Origin of the sequence: Pseudanabaena sp. FACHB-2040 (assembly GCF_014696715.1) — a bacterium.
GTDB lineage: Bacteria > Cyanobacteriota > Cyanobacteriia > Phormidesmidales > Phormidesmidaceae > JACVSF01.
This window is the reverse complement of the sequence record NZ_JACJQO010000031.1, coordinates 1-16,908: the sequence shown is the minus strand read 5'-3', so window position 1 is coordinate 16,908 and position 16,908 is coordinate 1. Positions and strand designations below refer to the sequence as shown.

16 protein-coding genes and 1 pseudogene are annotated in these 16,908 nt (G+C 51.6%); 10 read left to right on the top strand and 7 right to left on the bottom strand.

Annotated elements, in window-relative coordinates:
- Positions 1 to 101, top strand: a pseudogene (locus H6G13_RS26725) (IS1 family transposase); the annotation flags it as partial.
- 549 nt (positions 102 to 650) lie between these two features.
- Here H6G13_RS26725 and H6G13_RS26720 read toward each other — a convergent pair.
- Together H6G13_RS26720 and H6G13_RS26715 are read right to left on the bottom strand one after the other, a co-directional pair.
- The gene (locus H6G13_RS26720) at positions 651 to 3,692 is read right to left on the bottom strand and encodes a PAS domain S-box protein (protein WP_190488641.1); all 3,042 of its coding nucleotides are present in this window, start codon (positions 3,690 to 3,692) and stop codon (positions 651 to 653) included.
- Positions 3,693 to 3,712: 20 nt separating this feature from the next.
- The gene (locus tag H6G13_RS26715) at positions 3,713 to 4,003 is read right to left on the bottom strand and encodes a helix-turn-helix domain-containing protein (protein ID WP_190488640.1); all 291 of its coding nucleotides are present in this window, start codon (positions 4,001 to 4,003) and stop codon (positions 3,713 to 3,715) included.
- A gap of 1,111 nt (positions 4,004 to 5,114) precedes the next feature.
- Here H6G13_RS26715 and H6G13_RS26710 point away from each other — a divergent pair.
- From H6G13_RS26710 to H6G13_RS26695, 4 genes are all read left to right on the top strand, one after another.
- The gene (locus H6G13_RS26710; protein ID WP_190488639.1) at positions 5,115 to 5,705 is read left to right on the top strand and encodes an SH3 domain-containing protein; all 591 of its coding nucleotides are present in this window, start codon (positions 5,115 to 5,117) and stop codon (positions 5,703 to 5,705) included.
- Positions 5,706 to 5,833: 128 nt separating this feature from the next.
- Complete coding sequence (locus tag H6G13_RS26705; RefSeq protein WP_190488637.1) at positions 5,834 to 6,019, top strand: hypothetical protein; 186 nt, start codon at positions 5,834 to 5,836, stop codon at positions 6,017 to 6,019.
- A 332-nt stretch (positions 6,020 to 6,351) separates the two neighbouring features.
- Entirely contained in the window at positions 6,352 to 7,113 is a 762-nt protein-coding gene (locus H6G13_RS26700) for an AAA family ATPase (protein WP_190488635.1), read from the top strand.
- A gap of 452 nt (positions 7,114 to 7,565) precedes the next feature.
- A complete protein-coding gene (locus tag H6G13_RS26695; RefSeq protein ID WP_190488633.1) occupies positions 7,566 to 7,718 on the top strand; it encodes a hypothetical protein in 153 nt (50 codons plus the stop codon).
- A gap of 4 nt (positions 7,719 to 7,722) precedes the next feature.
- On the opposite strand, the gene H6G13_RS26690 is transcribed toward H6G13_RS26695, so the two are convergent.
- The 5 genes from H6G13_RS26690 to H6G13_RS26670 all read right to left on the bottom strand — a co-directional run bounded on the left by H6G13_RS26690 (position 7,723) and on the right by H6G13_RS26670 (position 12,619).
- Entirely contained in the window at positions 7,723 to 8,775 is a 1,053-nt protein-coding gene (locus H6G13_RS26690; protein WP_190488631.1) for a PDDEXK nuclease domain-containing protein, read from the bottom strand.
- Positions 8,776 to 8,847: 72 nt separating this feature from the next.
- Complete coding sequence (locus tag H6G13_RS26685; RefSeq protein ID WP_190488629.1) at positions 8,848 to 10,620, bottom strand: hypothetical protein; 1,773 nt, start codon at positions 10,618 to 10,620, stop codon at positions 8,848 to 8,850.
- A gap of 569 nt (positions 10,621 to 11,189) precedes the next feature.
- Positions 11,190 to 11,813, bottom strand: coding sequence for a hypothetical protein (locus H6G13_RS26680; protein ID WP_190488627.1), 624 nt, complete (start codon positions 11,811 to 11,813; stop codon positions 11,190 to 11,192).
- 90 nt (positions 11,814 to 11,903) lie between these two features.
- Positions 11,904 to 12,410, bottom strand: coding sequence for a Uma2 family endonuclease (locus H6G13_RS26675; RefSeq protein ID WP_190488625.1), 507 nt, complete (start codon positions 12,408 to 12,410; stop codon positions 11,904 to 11,906).
- 17 nt (positions 12,411 to 12,427) lie between these two features.
- On the bottom strand, positions 12,428 to 12,619 hold the full coding sequence (locus tag H6G13_RS26670) for a hypothetical protein (RefSeq protein ID WP_190488642.1): 192 nt from the start codon (positions 12,617 to 12,619) through the stop codon (positions 12,428 to 12,430).
- Positions 12,620 to 12,875: 256 nt separating this feature from the next.
- On the opposite strand from H6G13_RS26670, the gene H6G13_RS26665 reads away from it, so the two are divergent.
- The 5 genes from H6G13_RS26665 to H6G13_RS26645 are packed head-to-tail and all read left to right on the top strand — an operon-like array spanning position 12,876 to position 15,557.
- On the top strand, positions 12,876 to 13,433 hold the full coding sequence (locus H6G13_RS26665) for a hypothetical protein (RefSeq protein ID WP_190488623.1): 558 nt from the start codon (positions 12,876 to 12,878) through the stop codon (positions 13,431 to 13,433).
- A 33-nt stretch (positions 13,434 to 13,466) separates the two neighbouring features.
- Complete coding sequence (locus H6G13_RS26660; RefSeq protein ID WP_190488621.1) at positions 13,467 to 13,661, top strand: hypothetical protein; 195 nt, start codon at positions 13,467 to 13,469, stop codon at positions 13,659 to 13,661.
- Positions 13,648 to 14,688 (top strand): hypothetical protein, encoded by a 1,041-nt coding sequence (locus H6G13_RS26655; protein ID WP_190488619.1) that lies wholly within the window; start codon positions 13,648 to 13,650, stop codon positions 14,686 to 14,688. The genes H6G13_RS26660 and H6G13_RS26655 overlap by 14 nt, the downstream gene beginning before the upstream one ends.
- Positions 14,681 to 15,373: a hypothetical protein gene (locus H6G13_RS26650; protein WP_190488617.1), complete on the top strand. Its 693-nt coding sequence runs from the start codon at positions 14,681 to 14,683 to the stop codon at positions 15,371 to 15,373. The genes H6G13_RS26655 and H6G13_RS26650 overlap by 8 nt, the downstream gene beginning before the upstream one ends.
- The gene (locus H6G13_RS26645) at positions 15,366 to 15,557 is read left to right on the top strand and encodes a hypothetical protein (RefSeq protein ID WP_190488615.1); all 192 of its coding nucleotides are present in this window, start codon (positions 15,366 to 15,368) and stop codon (positions 15,555 to 15,557) included. The genes H6G13_RS26650 and H6G13_RS26645 overlap by 8 nt, the downstream gene beginning before the upstream one ends.
- The last annotated feature ends 1,351 nt before the right edge of the window (positions 15,558 to 16,908 follow it).

The following is a 16,908-nucleotide window of genomic DNA, read 5'->3' as shown; positions in this document are numbered from 1 at the left end:
GCTTAGTTCGTAAGACCTTGTCGTTCTCCAAAAAGTTGAGTAACCACGTTGGTGCAATTTGGTATTTTGTGCATCATTACAATGCCTCTTTGCGTTCTTAACCATTACTATTCCTTACTACCGTTTCGCCTTTATTATCAACCGCTCAGCTACTCTTAATTGCTGATCCACCCATGCCTGGCGCACCAGCGTCGATCGCCATTGTCTCTTCCAACCCTTACCCCATAAATCAAAGTCAAGGACCAATACGGCCAGTCCGAACAGGAATCCACTTGATGCTTTAGCCTGAAAGTGTTGATCCTGAATTTGGCGAGTGAGTACGAGCCCTTGGGGCGGTGGAGCCTCAGGCAGATGTTGCGCCAACTTACTCAGCGCCGAGGCACAGTGTTCCTCATTCTGGATTTGGCAAGTGAGTGCAAAGTCAGCTGTACAGTGACTTTTTATTTGTCGTGGAGACACATTAGTGTAATTAAAAAAGCAAAGCTAAATCCGGTTTGCTTTTTCCGCTGAAGCCAACTCAGCAATGCTGGTGGTTGGATGATAAATCGCTGAGCAAACTCTCTGTAACCCTGCAATAGATAGGGTTTTGTGCAGTCATACGAATTTCCTCGATGTCATTTAATCTGGCACTGTACAGCAAGGCACAAATTCTAGACCCGCCTTGGCTTGAGCAGGGTCACAATCTCGCTGACAAATCGTTCTGGCTCCAACGGTTTGGTCAAGTGTGTTTGAAAGCCTGCTTGGAGAGCTTTTTCTTGGTCAATTTCTGCGGCATAAGCAGTGAGCGCAATCGCGGGAACCGTCCCTCCTTGAGCGGGTGGACGCAAGCGAATCTGCTGCATTAGCCTGTAGCCATCCATCTCTGCCATGCCAATATCGCTGACCATGACATCTGGGATAAACTGCTCCAAGGCTTGCAACGCTTCTACACCTGAAGCAACGGCTGTTACAGTTGCCCCATATTGCTCCAGCAGAAAAGCCTGAAACTCACGAGTATCGGTATCATCCTCAACGAGCAAAATTTGTACGTTGTCTAAGCGTGTTTCTGAAGCAGATTGAAGCTGGTTCTGTTGGGAGAAGATCGGCATTACCTGCTGCAGGGCTGGTAGCTGCACGCTAAAGATTGTACCTTGATGCTCACCGCCGCTCTCTACGTTGACCGTGCCGCCGTGGAGTTCCACAATTTGCCGCACGATCGCTAGACCTAATCCTAGACCGCCAAATTTGCGGGTTGTTGAGCCGTCTTCTTGCCGAAAAGATTCAAACACGTGGGGCAGAAATTGCGGAGTGATCCCCTTTCCCGTGTCGATGACTTCAATTTGTGCCATCGCACGGCCCAAGCTGCCCTCGGTAGCAACTCGCCTCAGTTGAACCGTCACCCGTCCGCCATTGTCTGTGAACTTGACAGCATTGGTGAGCAGGTTCCAAACCATTTGTTGCAGCCGGGCAGCATCGCCAAAGACTGGAGCAACGTCTGGGTCAAGGTCAAGCGTGATTTGAATATTTTTCGCTTCTGCTGCTAAACTCACGGTTTCAGCGGCAGAAGAAATGATGAAGGCCAAACTGACCGAAGTCGCTGTTAAGGTCAGCTTGCCCTGCATGATGCGGGAAATGTCGAGCAAGTCCTCAATCAGTTGCGATTGTAGTTTGGCGTTACGCTCGATCGTAGCTAGAGCTTCGCTTTGACGAGCGGGATCGAGTTTGCCGTTTCGCATTAGGCGTGTCCAGCCCAAAATCGGGTTCAGGGGCGATCGCAACTCGTGGGAGAGCACGGCGAGAAATTCATCTTTGATGCGGTTGGCTCGTTCTGCTTCTTCTCGTGCTGCCTGTTCGCGTGCTAAAACTTGTTGGCGTTCCGCTTCAGTCTGCCGCTGTTCAATCAAGTCGGCAGCTTGACGCGCCAACAGATCCAGAAAACGGAGTTCTTGCTCAGCTGGTCGGTGCTGTTTACGCCAATGCGTCGACACCATACCGATCCGTCTACCTGAACGGCTGATGAGCGGAGTTGATTGGGCAGAAATCAACCCAGTCTTTAGATGCAGACTGAGAGATCCGTCAGGGTCTTCGCTTTCTGGTGCTTCAAAATCTACAAAGGCGCGCTTACCCGTTGCTAAAACCCTACCGCAAGACGTGGTTGAACTGGCACTCATGCGCCGGAAACGATCGGTAACGGTTCGATCCATCCCCTGGGTGGCGAGCAGCACTAGCTCTTGAGCCGATTCATCCAGCGCTTGAATTGAACCGGCATCCGCTCGTGTCAGGGTAATTGCAGCAGAAACAATTTCGTCGTAAAGCACCTGAATGTTGTCTTCAGCGATCATTCGTGCGCTCAGGTCGCGCAACAACCGGGTATTTTCTAGATCGGTGGTAATGATGGCTTCAGCTTGTTTGCGATCGCTGATGTCGGTAAACACAATCGCCACCTGGCGCATCGCTGCATCGCCGACCCGTGAAATCAAAACGTCAAACCAGCGATCGAGCACGTCCGTTCGCTCTTCAGTGCGGATAGACTCACCGGTGTGAATGACTTGTGCGTAAAGGTCATTCCAATACTGTTCCAATCCCGGTACAAGGTCGCTTGCCCTTTTACCTTCCGGGTTGACAATACCGGACTGTCGCTCGAAGGCTGGATTCGCTTGTAAAATGCAGTGATCAAACGGCTTGCCCTCAGCATCGAATAGCACTTCAATCGTGCAAAAGCCTTCGTCAATCGACTCAAACACCGTGCGATACTGTTCTTCAGATTGACGCAAGGCGACTTCTGCCTGTTTACGAGCGGTGATATCTACCGCTGTTGCATAAAGCACTTGTTCTTCCAAGTGGGGCTGCGCTCTCCAAAGCAACCAGCGGTAGGAGCCGTCTTTGTGCCGATAACGGTTTTCAAATGCAAACGTTTCGGCGCCAGACAACACGCTGACGCTTTCCGCAATAGATGCGGAAATATCGTCTGGATGGAGAAAATCAGTCCAGGGGCGGGATGTCATTTCGGCGGGTGTCCAGCCGAGAATACGCTCAAAAGCCGGGCTGACCCAGTGGAAGTACCCGTGGCTGCTCATAACCACTTGCAAATCTGACCCAGCTGCAAGAAAGCGCTCTCGTTCCTGCTCAACTTTTTGGCGTTCAGCTTCAATGCGCTTTGTCTCGCTAATGTTGGTAAACGAAAGGGCAAACTGATGACTTTGCGGCTCATTGATGCAAAAGGCATGGACGTCAAACCAACGGTTTATCGAACTCTCTTGCTCCTCAAAGCGAATGGGTTTCTGGGTGCGCACAACGCTGCTATAAATCTCAAGCCAGTGGGCACCGTAGTTGGGAACCAGTTCTCGTGCTGTTTTACCGATCGCTTGCTCCAGTCCGGTGAGCCGTTCAAATGCCGCATTGACTTCGAGAAATCGATAGTCAGTGGGTTCATCGTTCTCATCAAACAGCATTTCACAGATGCAGAGCCCTTGGTCGAGCGACTCAAACAACTTGCGGTATTTTGCTTCGGATTCGCACAATGCGACTTCACCCTGTTCTACCTGCGTCTCTTTCTGTTGGTTGACTCGATCAAGTTCTGTTAACAGAATCTGCACAGCCGTCTTTAGACCGTCTGCCCAGGTTTCAACATTACCCAAGGGCGTTTGTGACCAGTCGTGCGACCTCAGAAATGTTCCCATCTCACCACCGCCCACAAAGGGGGTCTCGGGCAATTCTGAGTGTTCCTCTGCCCTCATGCTTTTAGCTTCCTTGAGGGCAAGTATTTTCCTTCAATTGCCTGACTGTGTTCTCGTAAAGTCACATTGGGTGACTCAGACAACTGGTTCAGCAAAATTTCAATCTGTTTAAGGGCTAACGGTGAAGGGGTCGAACGTCCGTTCTCCCAACGATTGATGGTGGGAAAGGAAACTCCAAGCTGAGCCGCAAACTTCTCTTGGGTCAGCTTCAAGGTTTGCCGCAGTTCTCGAATCAGTTGACCAATGGCAGGCTGTTCGACCCCTAAATAGTCTTGATGAAAAGCCACAGCGTTCACCTTTTATAAAGTCCTTTATCACTATGAGCTTTGGTTTTGAGAAAAAATCAACCCTCTTAAGGCAAGTTCTTGCAGTAAGCCTGAACATACGAGCAGCTTTCATCTAACTTGGCAGCAGAGGCATAATGACGACTTGTCTGAGCCGTTTTCACATCCAAGGACTCAGGTCTCCTCGACGAAACGTCCAGCCACGCTCAGACGAAGCACTATAGCCCTATATTCCGCTGCTGATATCTGACTACCGGAAACGTCCTAAGCAGGTGAGCTTGCACCTGGCCCTGTGCTCAGGACTGACAAGAAAAAGCCTCCAGGTTGCGAAGCAACCTGCTTAACTGCTTATGGCTTTTCTCCACCAGTTTTTTTTGCTGCTAATTCCAGCTATGTCAACCCGAGCGCTAAACACTCAACTTGCTATCTCTGGCTGCCACTTTAGGCCTTCAACTGGGCAATCTCTACGAATAAACACTTAGCTTGTCACGGGTGCTCTGTGATTTCCCCACTATTCGCTCTCCTACCGCCCTCCGCTAGCGATTCTAAGCCTCCTGCAACCAGACGCTTCCTCTTTGTCCAAATAAGCACCTGGGCTGGGTTAGCAACCATCCTGGCCCTTGCAATTTTCAGCCAAGTCAACATCAGGCGCTCTCGGAGTTGGGTGAATCATACCTTTGACGTCTTGGAGACGGTGCAGTCTCTTGAAGCTGATGTATTGAGCCTTGAGGGCAGCCTAAATACCCTTTTGATTGAATCGGATGTGGCTGCTTACGTGAACTATCGAACCATCCTCGAGTCTGGTAGTTGCTGTTCATACAAATACTCTATGCAGCTGGCAATAGATTCTACTGTGCGTTCAACTATATTCTGTCCAAGATTCAAAACATATTTTATCCATTAGAGGTACTAGAACCATTGCTGTGCCTGACAGAAGAAATACTTGTGGCTTTCTACGAGTTGTCTCGTGAAGTATTTTTGACAGAAAATCTCAGAAGCCTGCCCAGAGATAGAACCCTTGTGAAGAAAAGTCCTTCCGTAGCAGGTAAAAAAAACGGTAAGTATTTTTCACTATATAGGCAACTGAATTTACAGAACTTTTGAGAGAACACCTATGCACTTAGAAAATATTGGTCTGCATGCTCTGTTCGTCTCGGCTGCCCTGGTAGCTGTAGAAGCTTCGGCTACGCCAGGAGCCGCCGCTAGCGTACCGGCAAAGATTACCGAATTTACCCAAGCTGTCGAAACACCTCTCCTAGCCCAAGCAGAGAGTTGCCGTCAGGTTTCATTGCCCGGTGGCAGTTTGGTTGTACAAACAGATCCTACTGTTTATTCAGAGTCTGTAGGCGTTGTCCCAAACAGCAGTAATGTCACTATTCAAGGCTTAGGGACTGACGGATGGGTGCCCATTATTGCGCCGTTAGAAGGGTATGTCCCCTCAGAGTATTTGGTAGCTTGTGATCCCTCATTAACTACCCCAGAACCTGCGCTTCGGGTAGCTAACGAAGATGGTCTGTGCAGAATGGTTGTTGCAAGAGAAGGATTAAATATTCGCAATGAACCCTCCATCTCCGGCGATCGCATTGGCGGCTTGCGCAATGGCACTATGGTCACCGTTGAGGGGCCTGGGGCAGAAGGCTGGGTAGAGATTGTTGAGCCTTTTAGCGGGTATGTATCTGCCAACTATTTAACAGCTTGCCCATAGAGCGCCTGCAAGTCTAGACGCCTTTGCCATATCCCAGTGCTAGTGAGGTAAATCTTGCCTTGCTCGTGATGGGCACTTTAGTGACCACATTGGGCCTATCTGCGGCAACTCTGAGAAAATAATTGTTCTTGTCAGAACCGATTGTTGCTTTGGCGGTTGGGGTATTGCTCGGGCCAGCCGTACTGAACTGGCTTGCTCTCGCCTACTGGGCAATCCGGACAGCATCCTGGAACAGGGGGCCACGAGTTGCGATCGCAATTCAGCTAACAGCTGTTGCTCTGCGCATTTCCCGCAAATACCCCTCTGAGCAGTAGCGCACATTGGCAACTCTGCTGAAGCTTTCCCTCAAACCTTCCAATTTTGATATCTTTTCAGAGCGTTTCCTTGATCACAAGCACAGCATTTCACTGAACAATGCGACACTCACAAGCTTAAACATAGATTTTGTGTCGGAACAAGAAGTCCGAAACGGGAGCGCTCAGTTTTTTGTACAAACTAGTTTTAGAGCGAGGAATCAGGGGTTTCAGGTTATTTGACCCTAATTTCTGAAATTTTTATAGAAACCTACAAGTGCAGATACCTAGACTTCTCGACATCTCAACTTCTAGGTTCTACACTTGTCTACATCCAGCTTAGGCATCAGCTTGTGAAAACTTGTTCATGCATTTCCTTGTCCGGTGGACAAGGAAAGACCACCACAATTTTCTTTACTGCTCTACTGCTAGCCCACCAAGGTAAACGAGTTCTCGCCATTGATGCTGATCCGCAAGCAAACCTGACCTTCTATTTAAACCATGAGGTACAACCCAACCAGCCGAGTCTGTTCGAAGTGCTGACGGGCCAGGTGCAAACGGAAGACGGCATCTATGAGACAAACTATGCCAACCTATTCCTCATCCCCGCCGACCGAGGGCTATTTAAGGTCTCTGACTACTTGAGCAGCAGTGGTACCGGAGCCTTCGTCTTGAAACTACGGCTCAAAGCTGTGGCAGATCTGTTTGACTACGTCCTGATTGACGTGCAACCTTCTAGGTCACAGCTCTGCCTCTCTTCTGTGGGGGCATCCAAGTACGTTCTGGTCCCTGTCGAAGCTAACGTCAAAGGTGTCAACTCTCTCATTGACACCCTCGACTTTCTCAAAGAGCAATCAGAGTTGGAGGCCTTCACAGGTAAGATTCTTGGGGTCGTCCCTTTTCGAGATCGATGGGTGGGCAATACCCAAACGCTGGAAGGGAAGCAAAACATAGAAGCCATGCGAGAGTTTGCCAATGGCATCCCAATTTTTGCGTCTGTTAGAGAGTCCGAGAAATTTAAGAACGCAATTCGCCAGGGCACTTTACTCTCCAGCATGGGGCAACCGGATCTCCAGTATCCCTTTGAACAAGTTGTGGAGGCACTAATCAAATGAGTGATGCCCTTGAGCGGTTAAGAAATCGACAGCGCCCCACAGTCCCTAATAGAGATGCAACCTTAACATCAGCAAGTCTAGATTCCTCGACATCTAGACATCTCGAAATAAGCAACCTAGACAGCGAGACAGACGACCGGGAACATGCGCACGCTTCTACAGATACCGCAGAGCCTGGGAGTCGAGAGCCTGGGAGTCGAGATACCGCGACTTCTAGACACCGCGATACAGAGGAGTCTGCGGAGTCACAAAAGTCTCAAAAGGGCTCCCAAGAAGCTTTGATTCAAGATTCAGGGAGTCTAGACACCTCGACATCAAGATATCTAGACTTGCAGAGTGAGGACGCATCCATTCAGCCTCTGGCAACCAAACAGAGTACTCTCCGGCTTGAAGCTAAGCTATCTGACCGCCTTCAGGCTGTGTGCCGGAAGAACAATATTTGTCGAGAGGTCTTGCTTGAAGCCATGTTTGAGCACTGCGAAGCAGATCAGGACATTCTGAATCAGGTGTTGAGCTCAGCTCAAGAAAAAAACGAGCGTCGTCAGCAACTTGCGAACCTGAAACGGGCACAGTCGATGATGAAACGATTTGGGCAGATGAGCTAGCGCGTCATTCCTCCTCTTGAAGCGCGTCTAGCTCAGAAACAGCTGCTTCAAGTTCCACCTCTAGCTGTTCCACCGTTGGTAACTTGTCCTGTAGGCGCTTTGGCAATTGGTGTGTAGAAACGCCGATCGGTTTTTTGAGATCCCTCAGGGCGTATTCGACCGTCATCTTGCCTTTGAAACGACACAGGATAATACCAATTGTTGGGTTGTCGTCTTGGTGGCGCAAAAGATCATCGACGGCAGAAACGTAGAAATTCATCTTGCCAGCAAACTCTGGCTCAAAATCACGCATCTTCAACTCAATGACGACAAAGCAGCGCAGGACAAAATGGTAGAAGAGGAGATCAATACGATACTCCTTATCATCGACCACGATGGGGTACTGATTGCCGACAAAAGCAAAGCCAACGCCTAGCTCCAGAAGAAAGTCTCGAATGTGAGCCACAAGAGCATTTTCCAGATCACGCTCTTGAGCTCCCTCAGCTAGCGTTAAAAAATCCAGGTTGTAGGGACTTTTAAATAGCTGCTGGGCTAGGTCGGATTGAGGTTGAGGCAGCGTCTGATCAAAATTAGTCGTGGCCCCGCCCTGCCGCTGGTAAAGGTCGCTTTCAATCTGCATAGAGAGAACATCGCGGCTCCATCCATTCTCAAAAGCCTTTTGAGCGTACCAAATCCGCTGTCTTCGGTCTTTTAGCTTATTAAGTAGAGCCTGATTATGCCCCCAAGGAATTTGTGCTACGGTCTGTAGCACTATTTCTTCGTCGGGGTAGGCCTCAGCTAGAGCCCTCATATACTTCAGGTTTCGCGACGAAAAACCCTGAACCCCTGGGAACTCCCGCTTCAAGTCTTGGGCCAAGCGGTCAATCACTTTGGCTCCCCACCCCTGCTCCTGCTGCTGTTCTAAGATGACCCGGCCAATCTGCCAATACAGGATAATCATTTCCTGGTTGACAGCCAGTACTGCCCGAATCTGGGCTCGCTGGATACGTGTTTTTAGATCACTCAGCAGAGCGATGTAGCGATCATCGGTGGGAAACAGAGAAGAAGATAAAGGCACTCGTCAACCCAGGCTTGTTCAGGACTTTCTTGCCGATAATAGCGGTTTTCCTAATCAACCTAGGCGTAGTCTCTAATCTTGGGATAGGTTCAAAAGAGTAGCAAACACAACCCGTCTCAGCCGTTTCCAGAGACGTGGCGATAGTTCTCCCCGTCGAAACGTCCAACCATGCTCAGGCGGCGCACTATACCCCAGTATCCCAGCCGCTTCTAGCTGGCTACTAGTGACTTCCACCTCAGCTGGGTTAGGTAAACCTTTCTGCCCCAACTCCTGATGTTGCTTTGCTTGAAGGAGTTGTTTGAGGTGAACTGGGTGCTTGGGCAAGCTCGGTAGGTCAGCAAGAGTACCTGAGCCTAGCGCAACTTCGCGAACGCGCGAAATTTTGGTGGCCTGGCCCACCTGCTGTGGTTGCTCAGTGCTTTCAGATAAAAGTTCGGGGTTTGGATGTGGATTCGGAAAAGGCTTGAGAGGAAAAGGCTCTGCAAGAGGAGATTCATTTGAGGACATACACTTCTTATAGGGGCTGTGTATACCAAACCCATCTTTCAAGGGTCCCAGCTCTTCTAGTTGGCTCGGGGCTGCCTGGCTAGGGAGGCTCAAAGGCTTGTCTTGCTTGACTGGTATACTCGCAGACGCTACTTTGATTCGATGCTCTGGGTGCCACAGGTGGGGGTACTTGTAGAGGGTGCGTGGAGAAATGCCCTGCTGTGCGATCGCATCTCTCCATTCGCTTGCCCGTGTAGGCAGCGTTGCACCCGTCTCAATAGCCGCTACAGCAGCTTTGATGCGCTCCTGAGCGTCTTTTGCTTTGTCGATGTTGTTCGGGCCTCTAGGACTCATTGGTTCGGTAATGGCCTGCTGAAAGCCAATTGGCTGGTAGCGTTTCTCTGCCCATCGGGCCACGTCTTTTGCTCTGCGCTCAATCTCGTGCTGATGGTCACAGTGCTGATGATAGCCGGGCAAGGACTGGGCTAGCTCTGAAATCTTCTTCACCAGCAGGTTGCCCCCTAGTCGGTGGAAGATACGGCACAATCTGCCGATGTCGAGCAGCAGGTCGTTAGTTTGGGCATCACCTGTCCAACCTGCAGTGATGCGCGCTTGCAGGTCTTCTCTAAAGGCTCTGGCTCGCTCTGATTCTCTTGAGGTGGGCTTGATGCCCTGATAGGTGCCCAGAGATGATTCGAGGGTGTCGATGTCCTGGCCAGCGGCAGCACTCTTCCACGCTCTCAGGAAGGCTTCTAAGCTGCTGCCCAGAGGCTGCAGGTCGTTGTCGAGCAGGCAGCTGCCCTGCTGCAGGGGCAATCGGTGGGCGTGGTAGGCAGCATCCCAATGCTTCAGGTTGGGAAAGACTTCGAGGTGGCCGGGGCGAATGCTGAACCCAGCCTTTTTGAGGGTGCCGTGGAGCACCTGGGACAGCCTGAAGCTGGAGACGGGCTTCGTTAAGGGGATAAGGAGCCACACACCATCTGAGTCACTCGAACGCAGCAGTAAGGAGCGGGCGATGCCGACGTCTTCTAGAGCAGCTTTGATGCCCTCTAGGGCTGCTGGGTTGGTTAGAGGGTGGTAGTCGCCGCCTATATCGAGGTCGAGCAGACCGTAAGCCGTTTGGGAGTCGAAGGAGACGCCGACTAGGGTATGGGGATCTCTCCAGTAACGGATCAGGTCGCGTGGCTGGAGCGGGTATTGGGTGATTGTCTTCCAGCCGCTGCCCTCGGACTTGATCCAGTTCCAGGGGTGGGGAAAGAGCTGGGAGAACTGGGCTTCCAGCGGGTCTTTTGGCAGCAGGTTGATCTGGGGCTGGGCTTGGGGGGGCAGGGTGGCAACAGCGGGGGGGGCTTTGCTCATGCCTGACCCCCTCCAGTAGATGCAGGGTTTGAAGGATAGTTTGCGGTTTCCATGATCTCTCCTGAACAGGAGAGCAGAGTGGTTCAAATAAGGCAGAGTCTGTCTGCTTAGGGTTGAACGGGTCCTGCGCTCCCGGCGTGGGTGATGGCAAGAGGTGCGCGTTCTGGGCTCGGCACGTCTTCGGCTAATTGCGCTTCTGCACATCCCACGCCTTTAGCCAAAGGCTGGAGCTCCCTTGTTGCAAGCACTTGATGGCTATAGATGCCTCACTCAAAGCGGAGGAGAAATTCTCGCAGCAAAGAGTGATGCCCCGAACTTGTTGCAACTGGGGATCTAGTGAGATATGCTTGGAACAGAAAATTTCAAACGTCTCTCCCTATCTCACTGCTTATCGCTGTGAGTTTGGGCTTTAGAAGCCGTTAGTCGTGGGTTTGCCTGCCAGTGACTATCGGTTTCTTGCTTTTAAAGGGATCCGTTTTTGCGCTTGCCTCACATTTTTCTCACCTCCTTACAGCTCTAGTTGGGGCAGATCTTATCAGGCTTTGCCCAGCAGAGGGCAAGATCGCCTGTTAGATCTCCTTTTCGTGACTAGTGTTTGCCCCATACGTCAGGACATTGCTACTCACAAGCTCGCTCAGCACCCAGGTAGCACCCGTGCGGGTCGCTTTACCCTGGACTAGAATTCCTTTGCTCAACTCGGGCAGCTCGAACCCCTCAGGAATGCTCAGGTTGCAGAAGTGGAAGCCTCTACCCTGATTGCGCCCCACAAATAGAGGCAAGATGCCGGGGCGGGCCTCTAGGTTGATATTGCCAACTGAGGCAGAAAACTTGAGGACGTCAACGGGTCGATTCCCCTTAAGGACATTGCAGGGGGTGACAGCCTCTGTCTCGCCCTTGGCATAAGGGTAAAGCGCCCAAATGTGATCCTCGTTGAAGACGGTTTCGATGTGAGTGAACATCCAGATCAGTGAGTCGTCGTCCTCCCGACCGAGAGTGAGCACGGGCCACATTGCACCGTCAGTGGCGCAAAAGAACAGCTTGCGGTTGCCTTCCTCATCGGGCTTGGAGCGCTTTAGCCTGCCTTTGACGTGGGCAACACATTGCCACTGAACGCGGGGCTGCTGAGATCTGCTGCCGTATTCTTGGCGGAAACGATCTTGCTTGAACCTAGGTTGGGGTTTCTCTGACGTCATAGCACTCATAAATTACAACCTCATCTACCCTTTCAGCACCCGCTCTGCAGCGGCATCAAAGTTAGGAAACTGCTTGGACACAATGCGATCTCAACTCGTGTAAACAACTTCTTCGTAAAGCCCCTCCACCAGCGTGAACACAGTAACCTGCTGCTTGATGGGGTCTGCTATCCAATACTCAGGAATGCCCCGTGCTGCATACTCGGAGCGCTTATAGCGGTAATCGCGGTTGGCGTTCTCTTGCCCTGGGGAAACCACCTCGACCACGAATTGCGGCGGCATGTCTCGGGTGATCGTGGCACGGGGGGCACCCTTGAGGATCTCGGCCAACTCTTCTGTCAACACCATCAAATCGGGTAACCGCGCCGTTGCAAAGCGGCCAGTTACTTCGATTTCGGTGTCTTTATGACAGAGGCGATGCTCTGAAACGAACTTTCTCAGCTCGAACAGCAGAAACATCGCAGTCTTCGCGTTTAAGCGCGATTCCGGGGGCATGGGTACGAGTTCTCCGTTCACCAGCTCATAACGAGTGTCTGTCCCGTCGTCGTAGGCCAGATATTCCTCAAACGTCAGATGTTTCGCGATTGCCTGAGCCATGGTTGAGATCTCAGTTCTTACTTACTGCCACTTGTGGATTGTTGTCCCGGGTTGATCGGGGCGATTTTTCCCTGATCAATAGCTTGCCTAACCGCACTCTCCACCAGAAATGCAGCCAAGGTAGAGGGTTTGTTTTTTTCGCCCTCTGCCCATTGCTCTAGGGCTTCTGCTATGCCGTCGGGGAGGGTGATGTTGTAACGCTTACTCACGAGGTTAGGCACTGATTACACGCTCCCATATTACGTCTTGAGCACTGAAAGATCTCTCTCGTTAGTATTTTAGACCAATCAGCTACTAACTAATCTCTTTTTTGTGCTTAATCAGTGCTTTTATAAGCACTAAGATGCTAGCATCCTTTTGAGCGGATGGGAACAAGACTAGAACCGGGTTTGAACAAAAGCGAACAGGTTCTGACGTTCACAACCGTCTCAAGCCAGTTCTTCCAGCGTTTTCAGGTGTTCAAACATGACCATTTCTCTCCACGCTTTTGCTAAGCAGCATAATCTGCCCAAAAGCTCCGTCCATAGCCGGGCTCAGAATCTGGGAATTGACACCAGTAGCGGCCTTAACTACGAGGCTCAAACCCTTCTCCTACGCGAGTTCGGCAAGGAAGCTGCCCCTCAAGTGACGGTAGAGCAGGGTAACCACCAGAGCGCTCTGACTCTGCAAGTGGGGCAAGCTGCCGCCAGCCTAGAGCAGTTCCGCACTGATCGCACTCGCTCAGCTCTCACCAATCCGCGTGAGTTCATGTCCGGGTTAACAGGCTTTCTCGACCAGATTGAGCAAGGCATGGAGCAGGCTGAAGCTCAGCAGGAACAAGAACTCTTGCAGGTCAGGCAGCTCAAGCGCCAGAGCCAGAAGCGCATCGAGCAGTTCCGCCGCCGCGCTGATGAGTACCGCATCAAAACCGATGTCCTAGCCCACATTCAAAACGCTGAACTCGATGACCTGCAAGACCTGACCGCTGAGGTCAATGCTCTGGGAAAGCCCGACGCACCTGGCGCTACTGGGCTGCCTGGCTAGCACTCGGATTCGTTCTCTTCGGAGGCTTTACTTATGTCTATTTCTGGCAAGCAGCTGCTTGCTGTCGCATCGAAGATCAGAGCCGTTGAGCAGTGTTCTTTTCGTCTAGCCAAGCTCAAGGCCTTCGACCTGCTCTCTGCTTTGAACCGGGAAGCCACCCGCCAAGATGACCTTCCCGGCTCTAGCCCCACTCTTCTAGATAGGAGCTTTCCCTATGATTCCATGTGAACACGCTCAAACGTCTCTTTCCCAGGACAATCAGGGCAAGGCCTGGGAGCATTTCTGGCTGGGCGATCGCTACCAGTTCTCGAACCAGATTCCTAATCTCAAGAGCTTCACCCGCACTGATCCAGGCTGGGTGCTAGCAGACAACCGCTACTGCAACTGGCAATCGCAGCCACCAGCGCGGATGCGGGAAAGTGCACCGATGGTGGCTCAGCAAATGATCACGGCAGAAAGTGCGATCGCACCCATCACTGCAGACGTCGGTATGACATCAGGCGGCTTCGGGCTCCTAGTGCTAGTCGCTGCTGCCGTCGGTGGGGTGATGTGGTGGCAGAACCGGGATAAGACGCCGGACCCGAACTACCACCCGATGGCAGACATGCCTTACCAGCTGCCCTCTTTACCGGTGGCCAGGGTGGAAAGTTTGCCTGATGAGCTCGAGTGGCAAGAGGGTGAGCCCATTCCAGAGGGCTATGAGCTGGTAGAAGAGGAGGGTGAAGCTGAGGAACCAGGGGAGGAGAACAACTTCCCAAAGGTGACGGTGCCTAGCCCTTTCCTGCCCCAGGCCCTCAAGGAGCAGATTCGCAATGAGGCACAGGACGCAGCTAGGCACCAGGCTCATACCGCGCTCATGCAGGGTATGCATCTGGCCGAGCGGATCTATCCGCGTTCCCTGCGCACTTCACCAGGAGCATCCCGCTCGTCTGTAAGCCTTGCTCCACCGGCGGTGGAGGGGGTGGAGCCACTGGTGGGACAACCAGTGGTAGGGCTGGTGGAGCCACCAGTGGAGAGGTCGGTGGAGCCTGACCCAAAGGAGGTGGAGCTCTTTGAGGAAACGGTCTCGATCTTCTGTCCCCTAGCGCTAGACCCCCACGATGGAGCCACTCAGGAAGCGGTCAGAGAAGCCCTGCGTCTAGGCAAGTCACAGAACTGGATTACCTCAACCCTCTTTCAAGTGAGCAAGAATACGCGTGACTATGACAGGGCTGTTGGCATCGTCAAGGCGATGAAGGAGGCAACTCATGGTTAAGCGAACGAAGTTGCGTCGGGTCAATTCAGATCAGTACTTGCCTCAGGCGTCTCCTCTGGTGCCCACCACGCCGCCTCGGGTTTCTCCTGGACGGGTGCAGGGTGCGATCGCACTGCTCACCGTCGGAGCCTTTGTTCTGATCGCAGCCGACTGCTGGATGAGCTGGGAGGGCTTTAGCCAGCTGCCGGTCGACTGGTGGATTGCTGCTTCTCTAACCGGGCTGATTGCGATCACTCAGATCGGGGCCGGGGTGATCCAGAGCATTGGGGGTGATCCGTTCAAGGGCATTGGCGGCAGTGCTCAGGGCGATGGCGGCTGGGGCATCATCCTGCGCGGGCTTTACCTCATCGACATCTTCTCCAACTTTGCTGGCTTTGGTGGGGTGCAGTACTTGAGTCTGGACCGGCTGACAGCAGACCCGCTGGGAGCAATTGGCCTAGTGCTCTGGAATGGGGTGCTGGCGATTCTGCTGGCCTTTGGCGATGAGATCCTGTTTAGGATTCGCGATCGCATTGCCATTGGTGCTGCCGTCAATGGGCAGCTGGCCAAGCTCAGGGCAATTCAGATTGAGACGCACAACCTAGTACTGCAAGCTTACCGGGAACGGGCGATGGCTTATGCCAGGAGCCTAGGGGAGAAGCTGCCCATTTCCTTTGACCGGCTGGAGGGCAAGGAGGATGTTTAGGTTCTATTTACGATCTTTTCTGGAGACGCCCTTGCGGCTGTGGCAGTGGGCGCAGCTGCACCCCTATGAGTCGGTGGGCTATGGAGCGCTGCTGCTGCTTGCGGCTCTCTTTGCCCGCATTGTGATTACGCTGGCAAGTGCGATCGCTATCATTGCAGGGCTCTGGCATATCTTTAGAAACTAGCGATAGCTCTCAGTTAATGATGTGGCCCCTGGTATAACACCAGGGGCTTTTTATGATTAATTGCTTTATTCGAATCCTTCAAAAGCTAAAAAATATACGAACTGATTTCAATCACCGATTTAGAATACCTCTTCCTCTAAAACATAACGGCGCTCTTATTTCAATGGAATTGAAAGCAGTATTAGGAACAGCATGTCGACGAGATATTGGAACATAAGACCCTTTATCCTCTCTCGCACATTCAAACATCAGCCTGCAAGGCGAACTCAGTAAAACAGCGAAATTCCGAGATATACAGCGATAGCCTTAACCAGCTCCTGCCCTCATGAGCTGATCCCCTAAAAGGCCTGAAAGAGGCTGAAACCCTTTAATAGAACGCCATAGAACGGAGCGTTCTATGGCGTTCTACAATTAAATTCTCAGAATCCTTATTTATCAACACTTTCAGCAATAATTCTCCAAAAATAGCCAATTCTTCTTAACAAGGAGAAACCTGACCGTAATGGAGGGAGTCAAGATAGTTTTCAGCCGCCGGACTAACGGCCTGAAGCTCATAGATGGAGGCTCTGCACTCTTTAGAGCAACCTCAAAGTCCTCAAAAATTCCTCAACGATTTGGATACCAGGGTAGCCAAGCAGATCTTTGGCACTGTCAAAGTACTTGGTGAAGCGGCCTCCCATCATCAAGCAGTACCAGGTTCCTAGGTGCCTCCCCATTCTTGAGGCAATGGGATCGCTTCTTGAAGCGCATTTAGGGCAACCACCGCATCCGAGGTGAAACACCCGTCTTGTCGTCTTGGCTTGCCTAAGACCACATCAATGGCAAGCATCTTAAGGGTGTTAAGGATAAGAGCGTCATAGCAGTTGCGGATGCACCGGCCTACTTCCTAGCCTTCGTAATGAAAGGTCTCGACTAAAGGTTCCTCATTAATGTCATGGTCGCCATAGAGGCCGGCCCACCACCCTTAAACATTTGGTTTTCGCTCAACCATACGCTATTTCACTTATCTAATGCACCTATTCCTTATGGCAGCTGCAGCCAGGCCGCTCTCAATAATATAAGTAAATCAAATACCCGCAAGACGACAGCTCATAGTTCGGATCAGACTGTAGCTATGCATAGTTGAGATTGTATCGGTTCGATGCTTAGGTGCAAGCGGCATACCATTCACCTATTAACAGGGTTCAGCTTATGGCGTGTAAAAAGTATAAATATCCGGAGAGTTGGGTGAACCCAAATGGGTAGTAATGAATAGTAATGGCGAGTTGATATGCTAGGAGCATCAAGCATTGCAGCCAAATTGATGAACTGTCCTAAGTGCCAATCTCCTCAAATCATCAAATACGGACAT

Excerpts from the sequence above, each read along its gene's own strand:
- H6G13_RS26710 (WP_190488639.1), top strand. The coding sequence starts at position 5,115 with ATGCACTTAGAAAATATTGGTCTGCATGCTCTGTTCGTCTCGGCTGCC.
- H6G13_RS26685 (WP_190488629.1), bottom strand. The coding sequence starts at position 10,620 with ATGAGCAAAGCCCCCCCCGCTGTTGCCACCCTGCCCCCCCAAGCCCAG.
- H6G13_RS26680 (WP_190488627.1), bottom strand. The coding sequence starts at position 11,813 with ATGACGTCAGAGAAACCCCAACCTAGGTTCAAGCAAGATCGTTTCCGC.
- H6G13_RS26675 (WP_190488625.1), bottom strand. The coding sequence starts at position 12,410 with ATGGCTCAGGCAATCGCGAAACATCTGACGTTTGAGGAATATCTGGCC.
- H6G13_RS26665 (WP_190488623.1), top strand. The coding sequence starts at position 12,876 with ATGACCATTTCTCTCCACGCTTTTGCTAAGCAGCATAATCTGCCCAAA.
- H6G13_RS26660 (WP_190488621.1), top strand. The coding sequence starts at position 13,467 with ATGTCTATTTCTGGCAAGCAGCTGCTTGCTGTCGCATCGAAGATCAGA.
- H6G13_RS26655 (WP_190488619.1), top strand. The coding sequence starts at position 13,648 with ATGATTCCATGTGAACACGCTCAAACGTCTCTTTCCCAGGACAATCAG.
- H6G13_RS26650 (WP_190488617.1), top strand. The coding sequence starts at position 14,681 with ATGGTTAAGCGAACGAAGTTGCGTCGGGTCAATTCAGATCAGTACTTG.
- H6G13_RS26645 (WP_190488615.1), top strand. The coding sequence starts at position 15,366 with ATGTTTAGGTTCTATTTACGATCTTTTCTGGAGACGCCCTTGCGGCTG.